This is a genomic window from Oricola nitratireducens, assembly GCF_014904745.1.
Taxonomy (GTDB): Bacteria; Pseudomonadota; Alphaproteobacteria; order Rhizobiales; family Rhizobiaceae; genus Oricola; species Oricola nitratireducens.
The window spans coordinates 1-24,663 of the sequence record NZ_JACZCS010000031.1; the positions used below are offsets into that span (position 1 = coordinate 1).

The window sequence follows — 24,663 nt, forward strand, 5'->3', positions numbered from 1 at the left end:
GCAAGCCTGCTCTGGCAGAATGCTTCTATCTATCCCTGAAAAGCTCTAGCTTCGTGCGGGGCCTCTTTCCTGTCCGCCGACTCACAACGGAATGCGCGGCGTCGACTTGATGGATTTCAGGACGAGGTTGGTGCGCACATGCGCAATGCCCGGCAGGCGGAACAGGAAGTCCTCCAGGAAGGCGTTGTAGGCGTCCTTGTCCTCGCACAGCACAAGCACATGGTAGTCGGCCTCGCCGGTTGTCGCGAAGACCTGCAGCACCTCCGGCCGGCGCGAGATCGCATCGATGAAATTGTCGACATGGTCGCGCTCGTGGCGCTCCAGCGTCAGTTGCACGATGGCGCTGAAGCGCTGGCCAACCCGCTCGGCATCGACGAGCGCGACGTAGCCGGAAATGACACCCTCTTCCTCCAACGCCCGAACACGGCGCCAGCAGGCCGACGCCGACATGCCCGCCGCATTGGCAAGCTCCTGGTTGGAGATCCGGCAATCTTCCTGCAATTGCGCGAGCAGGCGGCGGTCGGTTTCGGATAGCGGGGCGGTCTGCGTCATCTGAAAGGAATAACCGTTCTAATACCGGGTTTTGGATAATTCACCCACAAACTAGCTTTGAAACGGCCATTCTGGCAAGTTTTCTCGCCCGCATCTGGTAAAATCGGAATGAAAACCGCCCTTCGGGAGGATATCGCGATGAACCAGCACGTCACCGACATAGTCTCGCTCGCGCCCTATGCGCTTTCGGATCGCTACACAAAGGAAAACGGCCGTGTTTTCCTGACCGGCACGCAGGCACTTGTCCGCGCCGCGCTCGACCAGGCGCGCCGCGACCGCGCAGCCGGGCTGAAGACCGCCGGGTTCGTTTCCGGCTATCGCGGCTCGCCGCTCGGCGCGCTCGATCTGGAGATGTGGCGGGCCCGCGACCTGACATCGGATCTCGGCATCGAGTTCCTGCCGGCGATCAACGAGGACCTCGCCGCGACCGCCATTCTGGGATCGCAGCAGGTCGAGACCAATCCGGACCGCGAGGTCGAGGGCGTCTTCGGGCTCTGGTACGGCAAGGGGCCGGGCGTCGACCGTGCCGGCGACGCGCTCAAGCACGGCAATGCCTACGGCTCGTCGCCGCATGGCGGCGTCCTCGTCGTCGCCGGCGACGATCACGGCTGCGTCTCCTCCTCGATGCCGCACCAGTCGGACGTCGCGTTCATGGCCTGGTTCATGCCGACGCTGAACCCGGCCGGCGTCTCCGAATATCTGCAATTCGCCGAATACGGCTACGCCCTGTCGCGCTTTTCGGGCATGTGGGTCGGTTTCAAGGCGGTCTCGGAAACGGTGGAATCGGCGGCCTCGGTCGACCTTCCGACAGACCGAAACTTCCGGGCGCCCGATTTCACGCCGCCGCCGGGCGGGCTGCATTACCGCTGGCCGGACCTGCCCGGCCCGCAGATCGAGGAGCGGATGGAGGCGAAGAAGCACGCCGTCTTCGCCTTCGCCGAGGCCAATCCGATCGACCGCCACATCTACGACGTCAGGAACGCCCGCTTCGGCATCGTCACCACCGGCAAGGCGCATCTCGACCTGATGGAGGCGCTGCGCCTGCTCGGCATCGGCGAAAAGCAATGCCGCGAACTCGGCATCGACATCTACAAGGTCGGCATGGTGTGGCCGCTGGCGCGGCGCGACGCGCTGGATTTCGTCAAGGAGAAGCAGGAGGTCCTCGTCATCGAGGAAAAGCGCGGCATCATCGAGAGCCAGTTCAAGGAATATTTCTACGACTGGCCGGGCCACAAGCCGCACGCCATGGTCGGCAAGCGCGACGAGACCGGCGAACGGCTGGTGCCGTGGACCGGCGAATTGTCGCCGCGCCTGCTGTTGCCCATCGTCGCCAGGCGGCTGGACGGCGTCTTCCCCGGCCAGGGCTTTTCCGAGCGGGCAGAGAACATTCTTGCGCAGCCCTCCATCTCGCTGCAGGTGCAGGGCGCGACACGCACGCCGTATTTCTGCTCCGGCTGCCCGCACAATACCTCGACGCGCGTGCCGGAAGGCTCCAGGGCGCTTGCCGGGATCGGCTGCCATTTCATGGCGAGCTGGATGGACCGCGACACCTCCTCGCTGATCCAGATGGGCGGCGAAGGCGTGAACTGGGCGGCTTCGTCGATCTTCACCGGCAAGGGCCATATCTTCCAGAATCTCGGCGAAGGCACCTATTACCATTCCGGCTCGATGGCGATCCGCCAGGCGATCGCCGCAAAGGCCAACATCACCTACAAGATCCTGTTCAACGACGCCGTCGCGATGACCGGCGGCCAGCCGGTCGACGGGCCGATCAGCGTACAGGCGATCGCGCATTCGGTGCGCGCAGAGGGTGTCGAGCGCATCGCGCTGGTGTCGGACCATCCGGAAAAGTTTTCGCCCGGCGATTTTCCGCCGCGCGTCAGCTTCCACGACCGCAGCGATCTCGACGCCGTGCAGCGCGAATTGCGCGACATCCCCGGCGTGACCATCCTGATCTACGAACAGACCTGCGCGACCGAAAAGAGGCGGCGGCGCAAGCGCGGCACGATGGAAGACCCGAAGCGCTTCGCCTTCATCAACGACCTCGTCTGCGAGGGCTGCGGCGACTGTTCGGTGGAATCGAACTGCCTCAGCGTCGAGCCGGTGGAGACGCCGTTCGGCCGCAAGCGCAAGATCAACCTGTCGAACTGCAACAAGGATTTCTCCTGCCTGAACGGCTTCTGCCCGAGCTTCGTCACCGTCGAGGGCGCGACACGGCGCAGAAAGATGCCCGACACATCGGCGCTGGCCGCGAAGGCGGACGCCCTGCCGCTGCCGGACCTGCCAAGTCTCGACAAGCCGTTCGACCTCGTCGTCACCGGTGTCGGCGGCACCGGCGTCGTCACCATCGGGGCGGTGACGACGATGGCCGCGCATCTCGAGGGCAAGGGCGCCAGCGTGCTGGACTTCACCGGCTTCGCTCAGAAATTCGGACCGGTGATCTCCTATGTGCGCTTCGGCGCCGATCCGGCCGCGATCAACCAGGTGCGCGTCGATGCGGGCGCGGCCGACGCGCTGATCGGCGGCGACATCGTCGTTTCGTCGTCGTCGAAGGCGTCAGCCACCTACCGCGCCGGCATGCGCGCCGTCCTCAACACCGCCGAAATGCCGACCGGCGACATCGTCCTGCACCGCGACGCCAGCCTGAATGTCGACAAGCGCGTCGACGCCATTGCCGGTGTCACCGGAACCGGTAATCTGCGCATTACCGATGCCAGCCGGCTCGCCGAGGACCTTTGCGGCGACGCGATCTACGCCAACATGATCATGCTCGGCATGGCGTGGCAGGACGGCCTCGTGCCGGTCGGGCTGCCGGCGATGATGTGTGCCATAGAACTGAACGGCGTCCAGGTGGAGCGCAACAAGGCCGCCTTTTCGATCGGCCGGCTTGCCTGCGGCGATCCGGACGCGCTCGGCACGGAGGCGCCAGGCAGCGGCGAGGAAAGCCTCGACGACCTGATCGCGCGCCGCGCGGCGTTCCTCGCCAACTACCAGAACAACGCCTGGGCGGACCGCTACCGCGCCCGGATCGAACGCATGCGCAAGGCCGAAAGCGCCCATGACGGTGACGAGGCATTGACCCGCGCGGTCGCGAAGTCGCTGTTCAAGCTGATGTCCTACAAGGACGAATACGAGGTCGCCCGGCTGCACATGGAGACCGGTTTCATCGACCGGCTGCGGTCGGAATTCGAGGGCGACTTCAAGGTCCATTACCACATGGCGCCGCCGGTTCTGCCGCTCGGCGAGGACCATCGCGGACGCCCGCGCAAGGTCGAACTCGGCCAGTGGATGCAGGCGCCGATGCGGGTGCTGGCAAAGCTGAAATTCCTGCGCGGCACCGCGTTCGATCCTTTCGCCTACACGGCGGAGCGCCGGATGGAACGCGACCTGATCGGCTGGTACGAGGCGTTGATCACGCGGATGGAAGAGGCTCTGCCGCGAACCGGCGCAGACGCGCTGCTGCCGATAGCCGGAGCGGCGATGGACATTCGCGGCTACGGGCCGGTGAAGGAAAAGGCGATCGCCGAGGTCAAGGCACGTGTCGACGATCTTCTCGCGGGCCTCGACGCACCCGTCTCGGTCAGGCAGGCCGCCTGACGATGTGATTGTCCCAGGCGAGGCTGGTCTGGCGGCCGTCGAGCATGCCCTGCCCGGTCGACAGGAAGAAGCCGTCGCCCCTGGCCGCCGCGCCGCAGACATCGACAAGGTCGTGGCGGGCGCGCACCGCGCGGCTTTCCCGGTCGATCTCGTAGGCGACATTGCCCTGCGGCGAGGTGAAGACGACCGAGCCGGCGCGTTCGTTGACAACGACCGAGCCGATATAGCCATGCAACCGGCGCAGATCTTCCTCGGGAATATCGAGCAGGGCCAGTTCGCCCTGCGGCGAGACGGATCCGGCAAGCGGGAACAATTCGTGGATGTCGCCCTGGTCCTGGCAGGCGAACCAGACGGTCCCGTCGGCGGTCATCGAGAGATGGCGGATCGACAGCTTGTGCATTTCGTGCGGCAGTTCATGCGTCGCCATGATCGACCCGTCGCGCAGATCGACCAGCGCCAGATTGGGCTTCATCGTCGCGAGATTGAGGATCGTGCGGCCGTAATCCGGATGGGTCTCGAGGCCGCCATTGGCGATCAGCATCGTGCGCGCGCCGGGCAGGATCGTCATGTCATGCGGGCCGATCCCGCCGGAGGAGAATTCGCCGATGCGCCTGAATCCGTCGGTGGCGTCATAGATGCCGATCGCGCCACGGGCATTGTCGTAGTCGTTTTCGGTCACATAGAGCAGCCTGCCGTCGGCGGAGAACCGACCGTGGCCGTAGAAGTGCCGACCTTCCGGCGCGTGGAAGACGACCGGCGTAGCGGCGTTCGCGGTGTCGATGACGGCGGCGAACGTCCCCGGCCGGCGCGCGAAGACGACAAGGGTGCGGCCCGTCGGATCGAAGACGGCGTCGTGGCCGCGCTCGGGCAGAACGTAGCGGTGGACGATCTCGCCGCATTCGGTCAGGAGCGCGACGCCGTACTGGCCTTCGCGGTCGAAATAGGCGGAAGCGAAGACCGCGTCCGTCTCGGTAAGGGCCTCGGCCGCGCGCGGCGCCAGCCCGGCGAGAAAGGCGCCGCCCGCCGCGCGCAGGAGCGTCCGGCGTTCGATCAGTCCGGTCGGAGAAAACAGTTGCATCAGTCACCATCCAGCGAAGAGAACCCGACGGAAAGGCCGAGCGTTGCGGTTATCTGCTCGCCGAAAAGGCGCTGCAGGCTTTGCGACAGGATCATCAGATATTTCAGGTCGCTGACGCGATCCTCGTTGGCGAGCACATCCTCGATCGGCATCTGCAGGCGCGATAGGGCGTCGCCGGCATTGTTGAATTCGAACTCGATCGAGCGTGCCTGCCAGCGTTCGTCTTCCGGCAGGACGCCGGCCAGGCCGGACGCCTCGAAATAGGTGCGCAGCGCCTCGAAGCTGCTTTGCGTGAAAGCCATGGTCAGGCCGGAGCGCCAGAACAGCGCCAGTTTCGGCTTCGGCTTGCCATCGTCCGGCAGGATCGGCTTGAGACGCTGATCGCGGATGATCTCGAAGGCTTCGGAGGGCAGGGAGACGAGTTCGCCGACCGTTTCCTCGACGCTGCGGAAGGTTTCGTTGTCGGGACCGGGCGCGGACCAGACCGCCGCATAGCCGTTCTTGTCATGCCACTCGGCGTCCAGCGCCTTGGCGATCGCATGGATGTTTTCGGCGACGGCGGCGGCAAAGCCGCAGCGATGGCTGCTTCCCGCGCCGGCAAGCTTGTCGGAGCCGGTTCCGAACAGCAGATATTCGAGCGCCGTATAACCCTGCAGCGCAACGCTTTTTGCCGGCAGGTTGGCGGCGTCGGTGACGCTTTCGTCGCCGGTGGCGATCGCGGCCTGGACCTGGCGCAACGCGATGCCGCGCCGGTCGGGCCAGAACAGCAGCCGCTCGAGCCGGTTGTCCCTTGCCAGCGGTCCGGTACGCAGGAACTCGATGCGGGCGAAGGCCAGCGCGCTGTCGCGGAACGCTTGGCGCGCCGACTCCAGCGTCCGTTTCGCCGGCTCCTCGCACAGCGAGTTGACGGCAACGCCCGCCAGTTCCGCGCTTTCGTCGAAACGTTCGAAAGCGGGCTGGATGAAGCCGGCGACGACATTGCGGACCGGCTCGACCGCCGCCTCGTCGCTCACCGTGAGCGCATGGGCGGAATTGACGCCAAGCAGCGTGGCGGCGGCAAGGATAATCGCGAACGAACGCATCAAAGGGATTCCAGGAAACGGATCAGCGCATCGCGCTCGGATTTTTCCAGCGCCGCGAACCCGTCGCGCGCGGTCTGCGCCTCGCCGCCATGCCAGAGGATGGCTTCGGTCAGGTTGCGCGCGCGCCCGTCATGCAGAAACAGGGTATGGCCGTTGACCGTCTCGGTCAGGCCGATGCCCCAAAGCGGCTGCGTTCGCCATTCCCGGCCGTTCGCCACGCCGACCTGCTGGCCGTCGGCCAGCCCCTCACCCATGTCGTGCAGGAGGAAATCCGAGTAGGGCCAGATCAGCTGGAACTTGTGGGCCTTGTATTTCGCCTTGCGGCTGGTGACGTATTTCGGCTGGTGGCAGCTCGTGCAACCGAGGCCGTAGAACAGTTCCTTGCCGTGCAGGACCTGCGGATCCTCGACATCGCGGCGAGCCGGAACGGCGAGGTTCTCGGAGTAGAAGGTGACGAGATCCAGAACCGGGTCCGGCGCCTCGGTCTCGCCGAGACGTTTCTGGACGCCGTTCGGCATGGCGAGACAGGCCGCCTCGGCGGCGGTGCAGTCTCCGTAGCTTTTCGGGACGTCGGGCGTCGAGATGCCGATGTCGCCGGCAAAGGCGCCGGCCGCCTGCTTGCGGATAGTCGGATTTTGCGCCTTCCAGCCGAAACGGCCGATTTCCACCGGACCGCCGGCGGTCTCACGTGTCAGCTGCACGCGGCCGGAAATGCCGTCACCGTCGGCGTCGTCCGGATCGGCATGGGCAATAATATCGGCTGGTTCGATCGCCTGGACGAGGCCGAGACCGATCATCGGATTGGCGACGCGCGGGGACAGAGTCGTCGCCGGATCGAGCGGCCCGTAACCGAGATCGTCGATGCGGTATGCTGGCTTGCGCAGCGAAACCGTCTCGCCATCGCCGAGCGTGACCGGGATTTCCTCGTAGTCGATGCGCATCTTGCCTTCGGCCATCAGGCCCGGGACCGCGAAATCCTGCAGCTGCTCGCCATAGACGGGGTCGGGCATGTTGACGGCAAGGTAGTTCTCGATCGCGGCGCGCTCCTTGTCCGTCGCTGGCGGGCGGGCAAGCCGCAGGAACATCGACGATGCCTCCTCGTGTCCTTCCGGCGGATGGCCGCGGCCGTCCTTCAGATGACAGGTCTGGCAGCTGCGCGAATTGAAGAACGGACCGAGCCCGTCGGAGGCCTGCGTCGAGGACGGCGCCGAAACCCAGAGCTTGCGGAACAACGCATTGCCGAGCTTGAAATCGCGCTCCTGCTCGAAGGTCAGGTTTGCCGAGAACTGCGAAAACGCGTCGCGGTTTACCTTCTTGCGCGAGGTCGCCGCCCCGCCGGGCATCGCCTCGAAGGGCTCTGCCTTGGAGAAATCTGTCGCCGGCGCGGTCACGTTTTTGACGCGCGCGAGATCCTTCGGCGTCAGGTCGGCGCGTTCCTTCGGCAGATCGCCGCCCAGTGCGCTTCCCGCCAGCGCGGCGAGAAATGCGCAAGCCAGCGCGCCCGCGCCGGCAAACTTCCTGTTCATCATGGTCCCCTTCTTCAGTGACTTGTCCGATGGCGGATGGTCATAAGTCGCCGACCGGTCCGGCACGCGGTCACGCCGCGCTGCGCCGCATCCTTGCCTGGCCGGCGATCATGCGCGCGGTTTCGCAGCGCTCATGTTCCACCCTGATTTTCTGGATGAACGGGACGATCTGCTCGTCGGGGGTCCGGCGCTCGCGGTGATAGCGTTCGCTGGCCTCGATGATGATCGAGATCACGTTCGGAAAGCATCCGCAGCAGCGGCCGCGCATCTTCATGGCATGATAGACCACGCCCGGCGTGATCAGCCGCCATGCGTCTTCGTCGAGGAGGCGGTAGATCACCTCCTCGATCTCCTTCTTCATGATGACGTTGCAACTGCAAACGATCATGGATGCGCACTCTTACTGGAATACCGCGTTCGGATTATCGAGGCTGTCGGACTCCTCGAACTGAATTCCGTCGAGCTGGAGCAGCGCAACCGCCCTTTCGATGGACCGGGTCTGGTCGATCAGGCCGTCGATGGCGGTCTGGACGACGGCGTTTCCTTCCGCATTGCCCTCGCCGATCATCTGGTCGTAGGCCTCCACGGTCTCGGCGCGTTTCGCCATCGCCTGCATCGCATCGACGGTGGTTTGCAGCTTGGCCTTCAGCTCGGCATCGACGGCTTCGTCGCGCGCGGCGATCAGCTGCGAGATCGAGGGACCGGAAACCGTCGTGCCGTCGACGCGCCTGTAGGTGCCGAGATAGACGTTCTGGATACCGACGGCGTCGTAGAGATGGGAGTTGTAGGTGTTGTCGGAAAAGCAGTCCTGCTCCTCCTCGGGATCGTGCAGGATCAGCCCGAGTTTCATGCGCTCGCCGGCCAGCTCGCCGTAGGAGAGCGATCCCATGCCGGTGAGGATTACCGAAAGGGCGGCCTTCGGATCGGCGAGAAGCTGCTTGCGCGCCGCGCCGTCGTCCTGCCAGTCTCCGACCATTTCCTCGAGATCGGACACGAGGAGATCGGTCGCGGAATCGAGATATTGCGCGCGCCTGTCGCAATGACCGTTGGTGCATTGCGTGGTCGAATAGTCGGTCGCGGGACGGTCGCCGGCGCCCGGGCCGGTGCCGTTCAGGTCCTGCCCCCACAACAGGAACTCGATCGCGTGATAACCGGTCGCCACATTGGCCTCGATGTCCCCGGCCTCCTGCAGCGTTCCGGACAGGAATTCCGGCGAAAGGTCCGATGCATCGACGGTCCTGCCGTTGATGGTGATTTCGGATTTGGCGATGACATTGGCGGTGTAGAGGGTGTTCTCGTCGCTTTCCGTCCCGTAGGAGGCGTCGACATAGTCGATCAGGCCTTCGTCGAGCGGCCAGGAATTCACGCGGCCTTCCCAGTCGTCGACGATGGCGTTGCCAAAACGGTAGACCTCCGATTGCTGGTAGGGCACCCGCGCGGCGCGCCATGCGTCCCTTGCCGCCCGAAGCGTCTCCGGCGACGGATTGGCGATCAGCGCGTCGGTCGCCGCATCGAGCGCCCTGGCCGTCGTCAGCGCGTCGCCATATTTGGCGAGCGCGAGATCCGCATAGGTCTTGACCACGGCCTCTGCGGTCACATCCGCCGCGAATACCGGCGTCGCCAGCGTTCCGGCGAGCGTCAGCCCCGCCAACAGTTTTGCCGTTTGTCTGGCAATCATCGTCGTCTCCCGTATCTTTCTATCAATGCAAGGTGGTTGTGTGGCTCGCGCCGCCCCACGGCGCGCGCGATCTGTCGAGGATGTCCCGCACGACATGCACCGGAATGGGCAGAAGCGTCTTATCAAGCCCATGTAACAGCAGCGCGAAGGATCCGGCGGCAAGCGCGACCTCGTCGCAACGCGTCGGGCAGGTCAGTTCGTCGAGGCAGATCGTGGCTGCCGTTTCGTCATGATTCTGGATGCCCGCGATCAGACCGAGGACGAGCACCTCGTCGCGGCAGATGTGGCGCGATCCGCATTCGAAAATCTTCAGCGGACAGGTCGCGCAGCGTCCGAGCGTCGCGACGAATTCCGACAGCGCATGGACCGCCGCCGTGGCGCCGCCGTCGCCGAGAATGGTGCGATAGAGAGCGGCGGCCTCATGCCAGGGCTCGAGGCTTCCCGAAACCGCCCCGGATATCCAGCGGCGATAGCCTTCCAGCACAAGCCGTTCGGCCGGCCGCGCGAGATAGGCGGCGGCAGTCGAACTCTGGCAATCGAAACGGTTGGACACAATTGGACTCGCGGACGTTAAACTTGATATTTGCGATCAGGTTTATGCCGCAGCCGAAAACTTGTGTCAAATACTCTAGTTTTTAATTGTTCTAAACTTGGACGCCGGAAATCTCACGCGGCCACGCCGATGGCGGAGCCCTCGCAGCTGCCGTCCGCGGCGGAACGCAGCGGCAACGCCCGCGCATGAAAAAGCCCGCCGCGCCAATTGGGCGGGCGGGCAATTCCTGCCGGTTGGAAAACCGGTTCTAGGCGGCGTCGGGCTGCTTCGACGGGTGGGCGTCGGCGAAGGCCGGCAGTTGTTCGCAGGCTTCGTGCACCGCGCGCACCAGCGGCATCTCCGCCAGATCGACCTTGAAACGATGCGCGGAAAAGACCTGCGGCACCAGACAGATGTCGGCGAGTCCGGGCGTCTCGCCGAAACAGTAAGTCGTCTGCTTGTTCCGGCGCGCCAGCAATGCCTCGCAGGCGGCGAGCCCGTCGCCGATCCAGCGCTGACACCAGCGTTCGATGCCCTCCTGGTCCTCGCCATAGTTTTCGCGCAGATAGGCCAGGACCCGCAGGTTCTGCAGCGGATGGATGTCGCAGGCGATGATCTGCGAGAAGGCGCGAACCCGCGCCCGGTCATCCGCATTGTCCGGCAGGAATGCAGGCTCCGGATATTTTTCGTCCAGCCATTCGAGCATTGCCATCGACTGGCCGATGGTCAGGTCGCCCGCTTCCAGCGTCGGCACCAGCATCTGCGGATTGAGTGCCTTGTATTCCGGCTTCTTCTGCTGGCCGCCATCGTTGAGCAGATGCACGGGCACGAAGTCGTAGTCGACGCCTTTCAGATTGAAGGCAATGCGGCAGCGATAGGACGATGACGAGCGGAAATAGCCGTGAAAACGGATCATTGCCTGCATTCTCCCCTGGTTCGGTTAAAGACCCAGCCCGCCGATGCAGACATATTTGGTGTCGAGATATTCGAGGATGCCTTCCTTGCCGCCCTCGGAGCCGACACCGGATTCCTTGTGGCCGCCGAACGGCGCCTCGGGCGTCGTGATGACACCCTCGTTGATGCCGACGAGGCCGTAATCGAGCCCCTCCATGATGCGGAAAGCCTGGCCGAGATCCTGCGTGTAGAAATAGCAGGCAAGGCCGTATTCGGTGTCGTTGGCGAGCGCGATCGCCTCTTCCTCGGTCTCGAACCTGAAGACCGGCGAAACGGGACCGAAGATCTCCTCGCGCGAGAAACGCATCGCGGATGTCGCGCCCGAAATGACCGTCGGCTGGAAGAAGGACTGGCCGAGTTCATGCCGGTTGCCGCCGGCGAGCACCTTGCCGCCCTTGGAGACGGCGTCGGCGATCAGTTCCTCGACCTTTTCGACCGCTGCCATATCGATCAGCGGTCCCTGCTGGGTGCCTTCCTCGGTGCCCGGCCCGACCTTGAGGCTATCCGCCTTCTTCGCCAGTTTCTCCGCGAATTCGTCATAGACGCCGGCCTGGACATAGAAACGGTTGGTGCAAACGCAGGTCTGGCCTGAATTGCGGTATTTCGCGGCAACGGCGCCTTCCACGGCGCGGTCGACATCGGCCGAATCGAAGACCAGGAACGGCGCGTTGCCGCCGAGTTCCATCGACACCTTCTTGACGGTGTCGGCACACTGCTTGAGCAGCACCTTGCCGACCTCGGTGGAGCCGGTGAAGGTGATCTTCTTGACGGCCGGATTGGATGTCAGTTCCTTGCCGATCTCGGAAGCCGAACCGGTGACGATGTTCATGACGCCCGCCGGCAGCCCCGCCATTTCGGCGATCACGCCCCAGGCAAGACCCGAATAGGGCGTCTGCGACGCCGGCTTGATGACGGCGGTGCAGCCCGCGGCGATTGCAGGCCCGATCTTGCGCGCCAGCATCGAGGACGGGAAATTCCACGGCGTGATCGCGCCGACAACGCCGACCGGCTCCTTGCGCACGAGGATGCGGCGGTCCGCCCAGGGCGACGGCACGATGTCGCCATAGACGCGGCGGCCTTCCTCGGCGAACCAGAGGATGTAGTTGGCGCCGATGACGATCTCGCCCCTGGCTTCGGCGAGCGGCTTGCCCTGCTCCAGCGTCAGCAATTCGGCGAGCGCATCCGCGTTCTCGATCATCACGTCATGCATGCGGCGCAGGATCGCGGCGCGCTCGGCCGCGGTGGTCTTCGAAAAGCTCTTGAAGGCCTCGGCCGCGGCTTCGATGGCGCGCTCGGTTTCCGCCTGACCCGATTTCGGCACGGTGCCGAGCGTCGAGCCGTTGGCAGGATTGGTGACGGTCAGCGTCGCGCCGCTGTCGGCTGCAATCCACTTGCCGCCGATCAGATTGGCTTCCTTGAGAAAGGCACTGGTTTTCGTGAGCATTTTCACTCCCTTGGGGCAGCCGCACCGCCCGGTTTTCGTCCGGCCCTGATCTGCACCAGAGGGCGCTGCCGGTCAATGCGCGAGGAGTGCGGCGATTTCACGAACCCGCTCGGCATTGTCGGCGGCGAGCGAGCCGTCGGCGTTCCAGAGACTGTTCTCGAACCCGACGCGCGCCTTGCCACCGGCCGCAAAGGCTGCGGAGAGCCCTGCGGTCTCGTTGCGGCCGAAGGCGCAAACCGCCCAGTCGGCGGACAGGTCCGACATCTGCAAGGCGTCGAGGAAGGGCAGCAGGGCAAGCGGGTCGCTCTCCTGGTCCTTCACGTAACGGCCAAGGACGAAAAGGCATTGCAGATCGCCGCCGGGGATTGCGTCGTGTTCGACCAGTTCCTGGAGCCGGGAAAGTTCGTCCGGCGCATAGAGGATATGCTGGACCGATATCCCGGCCTCGTGCGCCCAGCCGTAGAAGCGGGAGGCTTCGGCGGTGTCGGCATCGGGAACCATCTCGCGCAGCGCAACCGACACCATCTTCGGCATGACCGCGCGGACCACGGCGCGTTGTTCCTCCGGCGTGTAGCGGCCAACCGCCTCGGTTGTGATCTGCACCGCCATCTCCGGCACGGCGCGCGCCAGTTCGGCGACCAGTTCCCGATACAGTCCGGCGTCGAGGACATGGTTCTGCTCGGCGTCGCGGACATGGGCGTGGATGCCGCCCGCGCCGGCGTCGAAACACGCGTTGGCGGCTTTCACGATTTCCGGGATCGTCACCGGCAGGGCCGGATGGTCCGACGTGGTGCGACGGGCGCCGTTCGGCGCGACCATGATCTTCGGCAGCGGCATGAATGCCATGGTCAAAAGACCGCCCTGATCGCGGTGTCGAGCTTGCCGACGACCTCGTCGATCTGCGCATCCTCGATGATGAAGGGCGGCGCGAGCAGGACGTGATCGCCCTTGGCGCCGTCGATCGTGCCGCTCATCGGATAGCAGATCAGGCCAGCCTCGAAGGCCTGTTTCTTCAGGTTTTTCGCCACGCCGCGTTTCGGATCGAATGGCGCCTTGGTCTCGCGGTCCTCGACGAATTCCAGACCGAGGAACAGGCCGCGCCCGCGAATGTCCCCGACATGGGGATGCTGGCCGAAGGCGTTTTCCAGTTCGGCCCTTAGCCTTGCGCCCTGGTCGCGCACCCTTGGCAGCAGGTTGCGGCCGAGGATGGCGTTGACGACGGCGCGCGAGGCGGCGGTCGCCACCGGATGGCCCATATAGGTGTGGCCGTGCTGGAAGAAGCCGGAGCCGGCGGCGATCGCGTCATAGATCCTGCCCGAACACAGCATCGCGCCGATCGGCTGGTAACCGGCGCCAAGGCCCTTGGCGATGGTGACGATGTCGGGTGCAATGCCTTCCTGCTCGCAGGCGAACAGCGTGCCGGTGCGGCCCATGCCGCACATCACCTCGTCGAGGATCAGCAGGATGCCGTATCTGTCGCAGATCTCGCGGATGCGCTTGAAATAGCCTTCCACCGGCGGCACCGCGCCCGCTGTCGCGCCGACGACCGGCTCGGCGATGAAGGCGAGTACCGTTTCCGGCCCGAGCCGCTCGATCTCGGTTTCCAGTTCGTTGGCGACGCGCTGGCCGTAGTCGAGGGCGCTCTCGCCGTCCTGCTTGCCGCGATATTCGTAACAGGGCGAAACATGCGAGGTCTCGACCAGCATCGGCGCGAACTGGCGGCGGCGCCACTCATTGCCGCCGGCGGCAAGCGCACCGAGCGTGTTGCCGTGATAGGACTGGCGGCGTGCGATGACGCGGTAGCGGTCCTGGCCGATCTCGAGGAAATACTGCCGTGCCAGCTTGATCGCCGCCTCGACCGCCTCGGATCCGCCGGACACCAGATAGACCCGGTCGATCCCTTCCGGCGCATGCGCGACCAGAAGGTCGGCGAGGTCCTCGGCCGGTTGCGAGGTGAAGAAGCCGGTATGGGCGAAGGCGATCGCGTCGACCTGATCCTTGATCGCCGCCGTCACCTCCGTGTCGGAATGGCCGAGGCAGGAGACCGCCGCGCCGCCCGATCCGTCGAAATAGCGTTTGCCCTGCGTGTCGATGATGTAGCAGCCGTCACCCTTGGCGGCCACGGGCAGTTGCCCCGCTGTGGAGCGGCCGAAAATATGCGATCCCACGATTTCACTCCTTCCGACCGGTTCCGGACCAGTCCCGCCCGATCGATTTCGCGGCGCCGCGTGATCCCCGATTGAGGCGGAATTGCGGGCGCCGGAAAGAACGTTACGAACGGACGATCATCACCGACGCCGTGGTATGGCGCGCGACGTGATCCGCGTTCGGGCCGATCAGCAGATCGGAGAGTTCCGGCCGGTGCGAGGCCATGACGATCAGGTCGCAGGCATTGTCTTCCGCGGCGCGGACGATCTCGCGATAGACCTGTCCGACGGCCACGTGTTCGGTCACGTCGGCATCGGGCATTTCCCGGGCCACGAGCGCGGAGAGCTTCTCTGCCGCGTGGCGCACCAGCTGTTCCTCGTAATCCTTCGGGAAATACTGCGAGACCACCGCGTTGCGGATATCCTGCGCTACTGTGACGACATGCAGCTTCGCGCCGAATGTCCCGGCCAGGGCGCGCGCCACCGGAATGGCTTTTTGCCATGAACTCTCGTGTTCGAGATCGATCGGCAGCATGATTGCCTTGTACATCTTTGCGTCCTCTCCCTAGACCGTGGCCTCTTGCGCCTTGCGCGGCGGCACACCCGTTCGGCGGCGTTGCGCCCAGAAGACGAGCGCGAGCAGTACCAGCGCCGGAATATACATCCAGTATTTCGATGGCGGGTTCGCCGGCTTGAGTACGCGCACGATTTCCTGATCCCAGTCAAGCCCGACCTTCTGGGCCGGCGAATCGAAGGCGACATCGTCGATGATCGTCTTGCCGTCGCGGTCGACCAGGGTCAGCCCCGCCGCCTCCAGCCTTTCCGCGCCGGTGGCGCCGTCAGGCAGTTGCAGCAGCACCACCCATTCGCGCGTGTCGCCGACGGCGTCCATGCCTGAAACCCGCATCCGCAGGCTCTCTCCCGCAGGCACGTCGCCCGCGGCGGCCGCGATCTCGGCGGGGGGCACTTCCTCGTAGGGCGGCGAGATCATGTCCATCCAGAAGCCCGGCCGGAAGAAGGTGAAGGCGAGCAGCAGCAATGCGACGGACTCCCAGATGCGGTTCTTCGCCAGGAACCAGCCCTGCGTCGCCGCCGCGAAGAGCAGCATCGCCACCGTCGCGACGATGAAGATGAAGATGCCATGGATCCAGTCGACATTGATCAGCAGCAGATCGGTGTTGAAAATGAACAAGAACGGCAGCGCCGCCGTTCTCAGCGAATAGAAGAAGGCAACGACACCGGTTCGGATCGGGTCGCCGCCGGAGACGGCGGCTGCGGCGAAGGACGCCAGCCCGACCGGCGGCGTCACGTCTGCCATGATGCCGAAATAGAAGACGAAGAGGTGGACGGCGATCAGCGGGACGAGCAGGCCGTTTTCCTGGCCGAGCGTGACGATGACCGGCGCGAGCAGCGCGGAGACGACGATGTAGTTGGCCGTCGTCGGCAGGCCCATGCCGAGGATCAGCGACAGGATCGCGGTGAGGAACAGGATCGCCAGCAGGTTGCCGCCGGACAGGACCTCGACGACGTCGGCGAGCGCCGATCCGACGCCGGTCTGGGAGACAGCGCCGACGATGATGCCGGCCGTCGCCGTGGCGATGCCGATACCGATCATATTGCGCGCACCGGCGATCAGCCCCTCGATCAGTTCGTCCCAGCCGCGCCTGATCGCCGCGCCCATCTCGCCCTCGCCGCGGAAGACGGCGAGGAGCGGACGCTGGGTGAGCAGGATGAAGATCATGAAGGCCGAGGCCCAGAAGGCCGACAGGCCGGGTGACAGCCGCTCGACCATCAGCGCCCACACCAGAACCACGACCGGCAGGATGAAATGCAGGCCGGACTTGATCGTCGGGCCGGGCAGCGGCAGAGAGGCCACCGGCTCGTTCGGATCATCCATCTTCGGCTCCGGATAGCGCGCGCCGAAGGCGAGCAGCGCCACATAGGCCGCGGTCAAAAGGACAAAGATAACGTAGGGCGACGCCGCGCCGAAGGTCGGGCGTATCCAGCCCATGCCGTAATAGACGGCAACGGACACCGCGCACAGCACGAGAACGCCGAAGACGAAGCCGACGAGGCGGCGCATGATCGGCCCCGGCTCATAGGCGCGCGGCAGGCCTTCCATGCCGGCCTTGGCGGCTTCCAGATGCACGATATAGACGAGCGCGATGTAGGAGATCACCGCCGGCAGGACCGCGTGCTTGACCACGTCGAAATAGGGAATGCCGACATATTCGACCATCAGGAAGGCGGCGGCGCCCATCACCGGCGGCATGATCTGGCCGTTGACCGAGGAAGCGACCTCGACCGCGCCGGCCTTTTCGGCGGAAAAGCCGACCTTCTTCATCAGCGGGATGGTGAAGGTGCCGGTCGTCACGACGTTGGCGATCGAGGAGCCGGAGATCAGCCCGGTCATGGCCGAGGAGACGACGGCCGCCTTGGCCGGCCCGCCCTTCATGTGACCCATCAGCGAGAAGGCGACCTGGATGAAGTAGTTGCCGGCACCGGCCTTGTCCAACAGCGCGCCGAACAGCACGAACAGGAAGACGAAGGAGGTCGAGACGCCGAGCGCGATGCCGAAGACGCCTTCGGTCGTGATCCAGTGGTGATTGACGATCTCGCGCAGATTGTTGCCCTTATGGGCGATGATCTCGGGCATCCAGGGGCCGAGCACCGTGTAGACGAGGAACAGCGACGCGACGATGACCAGCGCAGGCCCCAGAGCCCGGCGCGTCGCCTCGAGCAGCAGCAACAGACCGGCAATCGCCACGACATAGTCCAGGAAGATCGGCTGGCCGACGCGGTCGGCGATCGGTGAATAGAACAGGAACAGATAGGCGGCGCAAAAGCCGCCGACCGCGGCCATGATCCATTCATGGATGGCGACCCGGTCGTTGCGGGTCGGCAGCGCGCAGGCGCCGGCCACGACAATGGTGATCACGAGCACGATCCAGGCCGGGAAGACATCGCCGGCCGACAGGGCGAGCAGGCCGCCCAGCACCAGAGGCACGCCAACGCCGAGCACCGTCTGCACGGTCGAGCGTGCCGGCGGGAAGGCGAGATAGGCGAGCACCACGGCGAAGGCCAGGTGGATCGAGCGCGCCTCGGTGTCGTTGAAGACGCCGAAGCCGACGGCGAAGGGCAGCGGCGAGGCGAACCAGAGCTGGAACAGCGACCATAAAAGCGCGAGGCCGGCGATCAGCCGTCCGACGAAGCCGCCTGCGGAGCGTCCGCCGGTATCGGCCTGCGCGACCAGTTCATCGATTTCGGCCTGGGTCAGGCCCTCATGTTCCCTCGATTGCGCCGCGTCCGCCATGTCAGATATCCCCGATAGCGCCGCATCATGCGGCTGATTTCGCCCCGCCCCGGAACAGTCAGTATGAAGAGGCCCCGCGGACCGATGCCCGCGGGGCCGCGCAGGGGCCTACATCCAGCCCCGTTCCTTGTAGTACTTCACCGCGCCGGCATGCAGCGGCGCCGACAGGCCGTCCTTGATCATCTGTTCCTCGGTCAGGTTCTCGAAGGCGGGATGCAGTTTCTTGAAGCGGTCGAAATTGTCGAAAACCGCCTTGACGACCTGATAGATGACCTCTTCCGGCACGTCCTCGGAGGACACGAAGGTGGCCTTCACGCCGAAGGTCTTGATGTCGTCCGGGTTGCCCTTGTACATGCCGCCGGGGATAGTCGCCCAGGCGTAATACGGGTTGTCGTTGACGAGGCCCTCGATTGCCGGACCGTCGACATTGACGAGCACCGCATCGGTCGTGGTCGTGGCTTCCTGGATGGCGCCTGCCGGATGGCCGACGGTGTAGATCATGGCGTCGATCTTGTTGTCGCCGAGCGCACCGGCCTGCTCGGCGGCCTTCAGTTCGGACGCGAGGGCGAAGTCGTCGGTGGTCCAGCCCTTGGCCTTCAGGACGACGTCCATCGTGGCACGCTGGCCCGATCCGGGATTGCCGATATTGACGCGCTTGCCTTTCAGGTCGTCGAAATTCTTCACGCCGGAATCGGCGCGGGCGACAACCGTGAACGGTTCGGCATGCACCGAAAAGACCGCGCGCAGCTTGTCGAACTTGTCTCCCTCGAATTTCGACGTGCCGTTATAGGCGTGGTACTGCCAGTCCGACTGGGCGACGCCCATCTGGCGGTCGCCGTTCTTGATGGCGTTGATGTTGTCGATGGAGCCGCCCGTCGAGGGCGCCGTGCACTTGATGTTGTGTTCTGCGGTTCCGCGGTTGACGAGCCTGCAGATCGACTGGCCGACGACGTAATAGACACCGGTTTGTCCGCCGGTTCCGATCGTGATGAAGGTTTCCTCGGCCGCCGCGGTCTGTGCGCCCAGGATGAGCGCGCCCGCTGCAATCGTTCGCAGTAACATGTTCATGGCTTTCTCCCTTTACGTAAAGGGAGCAGGATCGCGCGATCATTTCGAGAAAGCAACGCCCCAACGGAAGGCGCCGCCGCCTTTTTCCTCAACCTGCTGAAATATCAGCGTTTTCTGGAAAACACCCCGATCAGCACCGGCAGGATCACAATCAGCAGGAGGATGCGAAACACATGGTGCGTTGCGACATAGACGGGGTCGTAACCGAGCGCCAGCGCCATCGAGGACATGCCTTCCACACCGCCCGGCGCGAAGGATACCCAGACCTGCCCGAATGGCAGATCGAGCATCCGGGATACCGCGAAGCCACCCAGCACGGAGATGGCGACGGCAACGCCCGTGGACGCCACGCCGGCGAGGCTCAGCCGTTTCAGTTCGGCCCGGGTGATGCCCGCGAAACGCGCACCGATCACCGCGCCGGTGACGCTGAAACCGAAGAAAGTCAGCGGATCGGCGAGCCGGCCGGAGACGAGGCCCGCCGCATGCGCGCCGCCGCTTATAAGCAAACCGGCGAGGATGAAGGGCGCCGGCGAACGCAGGCGCGCCATGACAGCGCCGAGCACGAAGGTGGCGGCGAGCAGAACGATCCCCTCGCCATAGGCGAGATGCGGCAGGTTCGCATGCGGCGCGGCGCCCTCGCCGCCGCCCGCGTAACCGATCAGAGGCGGCAGGAAGATCGTGATCAGCAGAAGCCGCAGGCTTTGCAGCACCATCACGAAACGCAGGTCGACGCCGCGGTCGCTCGCCAGCGACAAGGTGTAGGACAACGCGCCGGGCGAGGTCGCCAGCAGCGACGTCGGGGTGTCGGCGCCGAAAATCAGCCGCAGCACGAGGCCGCAGGACAACAGCACCGCAAGAACCGTGAGCGCGAGCATCGCGATGCTCAGCGGCCAGCGCGCGACGTCCGACCAGATGTCGGGCGTCACGCCCGACCCGAGGGAGACGCCAATCACGCAGAAGCCGACATCACGCAGGAGATCGGGAACGGCCGGGCGAAGCCGCAGGAACGAGACGAGCGTCACCGCCAAGGTGCTACCCAGAAGCGCCGCTGCCGGAAGGCCCAGTTGAAGCGCGATCAGCGCGCCGCCGAAACCGGCGCCGAGCGCAATCGCCACACCTCGCCACTCGATGTTGGTCACGTTTCCCGCCACTCCGATCCGACCCGGAACGGTTTTTCCCTAACAGGTAAATACGGGAACGCGCCATGGCGCATCGCCGTTTTCGCCCGGCAAATGCACGGGCTCGCGGTCAGGGACGCGAAAAGGCGTAAAGATGAGTCGAGCGGGCGCCCGAGCGGCAATAGGCGAAGACCAGGCCTTCCGCCTCGGAAAGCGCCTTCTGCATGGCGTCGACATTTTCGCGCGTGATGCCGGCGTGGACCACCGGGACGTAGTGGAAGGCGATACCGTGACGATCGGCTTCCGCCTTGATCGTGTCGGCCGGCGGCTGGCCGGGACCTTCATTGTCGGGACGGTTGCAGATGATCGTCGTGTAGCCCGCCTCGGCAAGCGCGGCGACATGTTGCGGCGCGATCTGGCCGGCAACGAAAAATCCGTTGCCGACCTGACGCATATCGGCCGGCAACCTTGCAGGGGTCGTATTCATTTTGGGCGAAACTCCGTTGTTGGGCCCGATTATCAATTTCTTCACCATTGCGGCAAGTCGCATACGCATGATTTCCATTTCTTAACGACGATCTGGAACGGTGGTCCGTACGGCAATTCAAGGCGGAATTCCATGCGCGACACCGTTGCACCGGATCTAGGCGACACGCTGGGCGTCGCTAAAAATATCCGCATATCGTACTGGCTTGCAGTGCTGCTTATCGCCGCACTCGCGACAGCGTCTTTCTGGATCATGGACCGCGAGATCCGCGGGCAGTCCGCCGACAAGGACCTGATCTTCCTGGCCGGGGAACAGACGATGCTGTCGCAGCGCATCGCGGCGCTGACGCAGACTGCGCACGAAACGGATCGCGTCTATGTCCATGCGGCGGCGCTCAACGAGTTGCGCCAGCGCATCTCGGAATTCGAAACCAATCACGGGAAGTTCCTCGCGACCGCCAAGGCGGGCGGCGGGCTCGCCGAGAGCGCGAAAAGCCGGCTGGCCGAACTCATGACCGGTCCGCCCTATGACGTGGATTTCTACGCCAGCGGCATCGTGAAGAACGCACGGCAGTTCGTTTCGCTTTCCGCCGACCCGGCCCGGCGCGCGCAAGCGGTTCCCGTTTCGATGGCGGCGGCGTCCGCCGCGCTTGCCGGCTACCAGCAGATTTCCGACGTGCTGACGCAAAATTCCCGCCGGTCCATCGCCAAGGCCGCCTCGGTCTACCGCCTCCTGTTCGCGGCGATGATGCTGGTGCTCGCGGCTTCGGTCCTGTTCATATTCCGGCCGATGATCCGCAATGTCGTGCAGCGGACCCGCGACCTGATGGCCGCGCGCAACGAGATGGCCTATCTCGCTGCGCATGACCGGCTGACGGGACTGCGCAACCGCATGTTCCTGACCGACCACTTCGAGCACATGATCGAGAACGCCCGGCGGCGCAAGGAACGGGTCGCGGTGCTGCATGTCGACCTCGACAACTTCAAGTCCGTCAACGACACCTATGGCCACATGGCCGGCGACCACGTTCTGCAAACGGTCGCGGCGCGCATCAAGTCCGTCGTACGCGCCGCCGACATTCCGTCGCGCATCGGCGGCGACGAATTCGTCATCCTGCTGAACGGTCCGGGCGACACCGACGACATCGCCCGCGTCGCCAACCGCGTCCTGTGGTCGGTCAACGAGCCGATCGAGTTCGAGAGCATGGTGTTCCGCAGCGGCGCGTCGATCGGCATCTCGATCTTCCCCGACGACGCGGAAAAACCCGAGGACCTGCTGATCGATTCCGATCTCGCGCTCTACCGGGCGAAGGACGCCGGGCGCGGCTGCATCCGGTTCTTCTCCAGCGACCTGCGCCAGCAGCACGAATACCGCCGCGAAATGGAGACGGACCTGCGCGAGAGTCTCAAACGCGGCGAGATCACCGTCAACTATCAGCCGCAGGTCTCGCTCGCCACGGCGCGCGTGACCGGGATCGAGGCGCTGGCGCGCTGGAACCGCAACGGGACCCGTTATGTCTCGCCCGACGTCTTCATTCCGATCGCCGAAAAGGCGGGCATCATGGAGGCGATCGGCCGCCAGGTGATTTCCAGCGCGATCGAACAAGCCGCAAGATGGCATAAGGCCGGCATTGAATTCGGGCGGATCGGCATCAATGCGTCACGCACGGAACTGGTCAAGGACGACTTCGTCGCCTTCGTTCTCGGCCAGGCGAAAACGCATGGCCTGCCCGCCAGCAAGCTTTCCGTCGAGGTCGTCGAGGGCGTGATCCTCGACGACGAGAGTCTCGACGTCGCGAGCAAGCTGCGTCAGCTTCGCAATGCCGGCGTCTATGTCGAACTCGACGATTTCGGCACCGGCTACGCCTCGCTCAGCCATATCAATTCCAACGAGATCGACCGGCTGAAAATCGACGAACAGTTCATCCAGGGCATCGATACCGACAAGAGCAAGCGCCGGATCGTGCGGGCGCTGATCGATCTCGCCAGGGGCCTCGGGATCGCCGTGGTCGCCGAGGGCGCCGAGACCATCGGCGAGTTGGAGACACTGCGCGAAATCGGCTGTCCGAACGTGCAGGGCTTCGGTGTCGCCTTTCCGATGGACGCGGACCTGCTGACCGAATGGCTGCAGATCCACGCCCCCGGCACACCGATCCCGCTTTACGACGAGGACAAGGCGTCCGCCTGATCCAATCGACCGGTTGATAGTCCCGCCCCGGCATTTCGCCGCCGCGCCCGCGCGCCTATATTGCGAGCAATGGAACAATCGCGAATCCACCGTCTCGACGACACGATCGTCAACCAGATCGCCGCCGGCGAAGTCATCGAGCGGCCGGCCAATGTCGTCAAGGAACTGGTCGAGAACGCGCTCGACGCGGGCGCCGACCGGATCGAGATCCTGACGGCGGCCGGCGGCAAGACGCTGATCCGCGTCACCGACAACGGGTCGGGCATGAACGCCGGTGAACTGCCGCTCGCCGTCTCGCGCCACTGCACCTCCAAGATCGAGCGAGATCTCGGCGCGATCGCGACACTCGGTTTCCGCGGCGAGGCGCTGCCCTCGATCGGATCGGTCTCCCGGCTCGTCATCCGGTCGCGGCCAAAGGCAGGTGGCGAAGGCACCGAAATCATCGTCGACGGCGGCGCGCTGACCGGACCGCGCCCGGCGCCGGGCAACCGCGGCACGATGGTCGAGGTCACCGGCCTTTTCCGCACGGTTCCGGCCCGGCTCAAGTTCCTGAAGTCCAACCGGGCCGAGGCTAACGCCATCACCGACATGGTCAAGCGCCTCGCCATGTCCTGGCCCGGCGTCGCCTTCACCTTGGCCGGATCCGACCGGACGACGCTCGAATTGCCGGCCACCGGCGACGGCGCCGACGCGCTGATCGCCCGCATCGCCCAGATCCTCGGCCGCGATTTCCGCGACAATTCCGTCGAGATCGCCGCCGAGAAGGAAGGCGTGCGGCTCGCCGGCTTTGCCGGTCTGCCCTCATTCAACCGCGCGTCGGCCACGCACCAGTTCGTGCATGTCAACGGCCGGCCGGTGCGCGACCGGCAATTGTCGGGAGCGCTGCGCGGCGCCTATTCCGACATGCTGGCGCGCGACCGGCACGCGGTCTGCGCCATCTTCATCGACATCGATCCGCGGCTCGTCGACGTCAATGTGCACCCGGCCAAGGCAGAGGTGCGCTTCCGTGATCCGGGCCTCGTGCGCGCGCTGATGATCTCCTCGATCCGCCGGGCGCTCGCCGGCGAAGGCGTGCGCGCCTCCACCGAGGCGGCAAGCGCCATGGCGGCCGCCTTCAGGCCGGGCCATGTCCCACAGCCATCCGCGCCATGGCGCAACGGCGCCAGCGGTATCGGCGCCACGGTTTCGCCGAACCGGCCGCTCGATTATCCGGGCGGCCTGCACGAACAGCGCCAGAGCGATCTCGGCGGCTTCACGCCATCGGCGGCGCAGGCCGAAATCCCGCAGGAAGAAGCCGCACGGGATCATCCGCTCGGCGCGGCGCGCGCCCAGATCCACGAGAACTACATCATCGCCCAAACGCCGGAGAGCCTGGTGATCGTCGACCAGCATGCGGCGCATGAGCGGCTCGTCTTCGAGGCCCTGAAGACCGCGCTCGCCGCGCGCACCCTGCCCTCGCAGATGCTGCTGGTGCCCGACATCGTCGATCTGCCCGTCGAGGACGCCGACCGGCTCGCCGCCGAAAGCGAGACGCTGGCCCGTTTCGGGCTGGAGATCGAGCGGTTCGGGCCCGGCGCGATCGCGGTACGCGCGACGCCGGCGATGCTCGGCGAGGTCGATGCGCACGGGCTGCTGCGCGATCTCGCCGACGACCTCGCCGAAGGCAACGGGGCGTTGCGCATCCGCGACAATATCGAGAAGGTTGCCTCGACCATGGCCTGCCACGGATCGGTGCGGTCCGGACGCAGGCTGCGCGCCGAGGAGATGAACGCGCTGTTGCGGCAGATGGAATCGACACCGGGTTCCGGCACCTGCAATCACGGCCGTCCGACCTTCATCGAGCTGAAATTGACGGATATCGAGCGGCTTTTCGGCCGCCGTTGAGCGGTCAGGCGTTGAC

General features: G+C 65.2%; 19 protein-coding genes. 3 read left to right on the forward strand and 16 right to left on the reverse strand.

The window, feature by feature from the left end; all coding sequences use genetic code 11:
- Positions 1 to 81: 81 nt before the first annotated feature.
- Positions 82 to 552, reverse strand: coding sequence for an Lrp/AsnC family transcriptional regulator (locus IG169_RS15075; protein WP_193177057.1), 471 nt, complete (start codon positions 550 to 552; stop codon positions 82 to 84).
- A gap of 108 nt (positions 553 to 660) precedes the next feature.
- On the opposite strand from IG169_RS15075, the gene IG169_RS15080 reads away from it, so the two are divergent.
- Positions 661 to 4,149: an indolepyruvate ferredoxin oxidoreductase family protein gene (locus tag IG169_RS15080; RefSeq protein WP_428982254.1), complete on the forward strand. Its 3,489-nt coding sequence runs from the start codon at positions 661 to 663 to the stop codon at positions 4,147 to 4,149.
- On the opposite strand, the gene IG169_RS15085 is transcribed toward IG169_RS15080, so the two are convergent.
- The 15 genes from IG169_RS15085 to IG169_RS15155 all read right to left on the reverse strand — a co-directional run bounded on the left by IG169_RS15085 (position 4,133) and on the right by IG169_RS15155 (position 20,576).
- Complete coding sequence (locus IG169_RS15085) at positions 4,133 to 5,227, reverse strand: DUF1513 domain-containing protein (RefSeq protein ID WP_193177058.1); 1,095 nt, start codon at positions 5,225 to 5,227, stop codon at positions 4,133 to 4,135. The genes IG169_RS15080 and IG169_RS15085 overlap by 17 nt on opposite strands.
- Positions 5,227 to 6,309, reverse strand: coding sequence for an imelysin family protein (locus IG169_RS15090; protein ID WP_193177059.1), 1,083 nt, complete (start codon positions 6,307 to 6,309; stop codon positions 5,227 to 5,229). The genes IG169_RS15085 and IG169_RS15090 overlap by 1 nt, the downstream gene beginning before the upstream one ends.
- Positions 6,309 to 7,835 (reverse strand): di-heme oxidoreductase family protein, encoded by a 1,527-nt coding sequence (locus IG169_RS15095; RefSeq protein ID WP_193177218.1) that lies wholly within the window; start codon positions 7,833 to 7,835, stop codon positions 6,309 to 6,311. The genes IG169_RS15090 and IG169_RS15095 overlap by 1 nt, the downstream gene beginning before the upstream one ends.
- Before the next feature lie 70 nt (positions 7,836 to 7,905).
- Positions 7,906 to 8,223, reverse strand: a complete 318-nt coding sequence (locus IG169_RS15100) for a (2Fe-2S)-binding protein (RefSeq protein ID WP_193177060.1) — start codon at positions 8,221 to 8,223, stop codon at positions 7,906 to 7,908.
- A 12-nt stretch (positions 8,224 to 8,235) separates the two neighbouring features.
- Positions 8,236 to 9,513, reverse strand: a complete 1,278-nt coding sequence (locus IG169_RS15105; protein WP_193177061.1) for an imelysin family protein — start codon at positions 9,511 to 9,513, stop codon at positions 8,236 to 8,238.
- Positions 9,514 to 9,535: 22 nt separating this feature from the next.
- A complete protein-coding gene (locus IG169_RS15110) occupies positions 9,536 to 10,066 on the reverse strand; it encodes a hypothetical protein (RefSeq protein ID WP_193177062.1) in 531 nt (176 codons plus the stop codon).
- Between the two features lie 247 nt (positions 10,067 to 10,313).
- Entirely contained in the window at positions 10,314 to 10,961 is a 648-nt protein-coding gene (gene maiA / locus IG169_RS15115; protein WP_193177063.1) for a maleylacetoacetate isomerase, read from the reverse strand.
- A 24-nt stretch (positions 10,962 to 10,985) separates the two neighbouring features.
- Positions 10,986 to 12,443: an NAD-dependent succinate-semialdehyde dehydrogenase gene (locus IG169_RS15120; protein WP_193177064.1), complete on the reverse strand. Its 1,458-nt coding sequence runs from the start codon at positions 12,441 to 12,443 to the stop codon at positions 10,986 to 10,988.
- Between the two features lie 72 nt (positions 12,444 to 12,515).
- Entirely contained in the window at positions 12,516 to 13,289 is a 774-nt protein-coding gene (locus IG169_RS15125; protein WP_246717405.1) for a beta-keto acid cleavage family enzyme, read from the reverse strand.
- Positions 13,290 to 13,291: 2 nt separating this feature from the next.
- On the reverse strand, positions 13,292 to 14,614 hold the full coding sequence (locus IG169_RS15130) for an aspartate aminotransferase family protein (RefSeq protein WP_343225666.1): 1,323 nt from the start codon (positions 14,612 to 14,614) through the stop codon (positions 13,292 to 13,294).
- 100 nt (positions 14,615 to 14,714) lie between these two features.
- Positions 14,715 to 15,140: a universal stress protein gene (locus tag IG169_RS15135; RefSeq protein ID WP_193177066.1), complete on the reverse strand. Its 426-nt coding sequence runs from the start codon at positions 15,138 to 15,140 to the stop codon at positions 14,715 to 14,717.
- A gap of 15 nt (positions 15,141 to 15,155) precedes the next feature.
- Positions 15,156 to 17,903 (reverse strand): TRAP transporter permease, encoded by a 2,748-nt coding sequence (locus IG169_RS15140; RefSeq protein ID WP_193177067.1) that lies wholly within the window; start codon positions 17,901 to 17,903, stop codon positions 15,156 to 15,158.
- A gap of 108 nt (positions 17,904 to 18,011) precedes the next feature.
- Positions 18,012 to 18,965 carry a TAXI family TRAP transporter solute-binding subunit gene (locus IG169_RS15145; RefSeq protein WP_193177220.1) on the reverse strand — a complete coding sequence of 318 codons (954 nt, stop codon included), beginning with the start codon at positions 18,963 to 18,965 and terminating at the stop codon, positions 18,012 to 18,014.
- Positions 18,966 to 19,075: 110 nt separating this feature from the next.
- On the reverse strand, positions 19,076 to 20,110 hold the full coding sequence (locus tag IG169_RS15150) for an AbrB family transcriptional regulator (RefSeq protein WP_193177068.1): 1,035 nt from the start codon (positions 20,108 to 20,110) through the stop codon (positions 19,076 to 19,078).
- 109 nt (positions 20,111 to 20,219) lie between these two features.
- A complete protein-coding gene (locus IG169_RS15155; protein ID WP_193177069.1) occupies positions 20,220 to 20,576 on the reverse strand; it encodes a protein tyrosine phosphatase family protein in 357 nt (118 codons plus the stop codon).
- A gap of 132 nt (positions 20,577 to 20,708) precedes the next feature.
- Between IG169_RS15155 and IG169_RS15160 the strand changes: the two genes are divergently transcribed.
- The gene (locus IG169_RS15160; RefSeq protein WP_193177070.1) at positions 20,709 to 22,763 is read left to right on the forward strand and encodes a putative bifunctional diguanylate cyclase/phosphodiesterase; all 2,055 of its coding nucleotides are present in this window, start codon (positions 20,709 to 20,711) and stop codon (positions 22,761 to 22,763) included.
- Between the two features lie 69 nt (positions 22,764 to 22,832).
- The gene (mutL, locus tag IG169_RS15165; protein WP_193177071.1) at positions 22,833 to 24,647 is read left to right on the forward strand and encodes a DNA mismatch repair endonuclease MutL; all 1,815 of its coding nucleotides are present in this window, start codon (positions 22,833 to 22,835) and stop codon (positions 24,645 to 24,647) included.
- The last annotated feature ends 16 nt before the right edge of the window (positions 24,648 to 24,663 follow it).

Coding starts and splice junctions, on each gene's coding strand:
- IG169_RS15145 (WP_193177220.1), bottom strand. CDS start 18,965: ATGTTACTGCGAACGATTGCAGCGGGCGCGCTCATCCTGGGCGCACAG.
- IG169_RS15155 (WP_193177069.1), bottom strand. CDS start 20,576: ATGAATACGACCCCTGCAAGGTTGCCGGCCGATATGCGTCAGGTCGGC.
- IG169_RS15100 (WP_193177060.1), bottom strand. CDS start 8,223: ATGATCGTTTGCAGTTGCAACGTCATCATGAAGAAGGAGATCGAGGAG.
- IG169_RS15135 (WP_193177066.1), bottom strand. CDS start 15,140: ATGTACAAGGCAATCATGCTGCCGATCGATCTCGAACACGAGAGTTCA.
- maiA (WP_193177063.1), bottom strand. CDS start 10,961: ATGATCCGTTTTCACGGCTATTTCCGCTCGTCATCGTCCTATCGCTGC.
- IG169_RS15120 (WP_193177064.1), bottom strand. CDS start 12,443: ATGCTCACGAAAACCAGTGCCTTTCTCAAGGAAGCCAATCTGATCGGC.
- IG169_RS15140 (WP_193177067.1), bottom strand. CDS start 17,903: ATGGCGGACGCGGCGCAATCGAGGGAACATGAGGGCCTGACCCAGGCC.
- IG169_RS15090 (WP_193177059.1), bottom strand. CDS start 6,309: ATGCGTTCGTTCGCGATTATCCTTGCCGCCGCCACGCTGCTTGGCGTC.
- IG169_RS15085 (WP_193177058.1), bottom strand. CDS start 5,227: ATGCAACTGTTTTCTCCGACCGGACTGATCGAACGCCGGACGCTCCTG.
- IG169_RS15080 (WP_428982254.1), top strand. CDS start 661: ATGAAAACCGCCCTTCGGGAGGATATCGCGATGAACCAGCACGTCACC.
- IG169_RS15160 (WP_193177070.1), top strand. CDS start 20,709: ATGCGCGACACCGTTGCACCGGATCTAGGCGACACGCTGGGCGTCGCT.
- IG169_RS15125 (WP_246717405.1), bottom strand. CDS start 13,289: ATGGCATTCATGCCGCTGCCGAAGATCATGGTCGCGCCGAACGGCGCC.
- IG169_RS15095 (WP_193177218.1), bottom strand. CDS start 7,835: ATGAACAGGAAGTTTGCCGGCGCGGGCGCGCTGGCTTGCGCATTTCTC.
- IG169_RS15075 (WP_193177057.1), bottom strand. CDS start 552: ATGACGCAGACCGCCCCGCTATCCGAAACCGACCGCCGCCTGCTCGCG.
- mutL (WP_193177071.1), top strand. CDS start 22,833: ATGGAACAATCGCGAATCCACCGTCTCGACGACACGATCGTCAACCAG.
- IG169_RS15105 (WP_193177061.1), bottom strand. CDS start 9,513: ATGATTGCCAGACAAACGGCAAAACTGTTGGCGGGGCTGACGCTCGCC.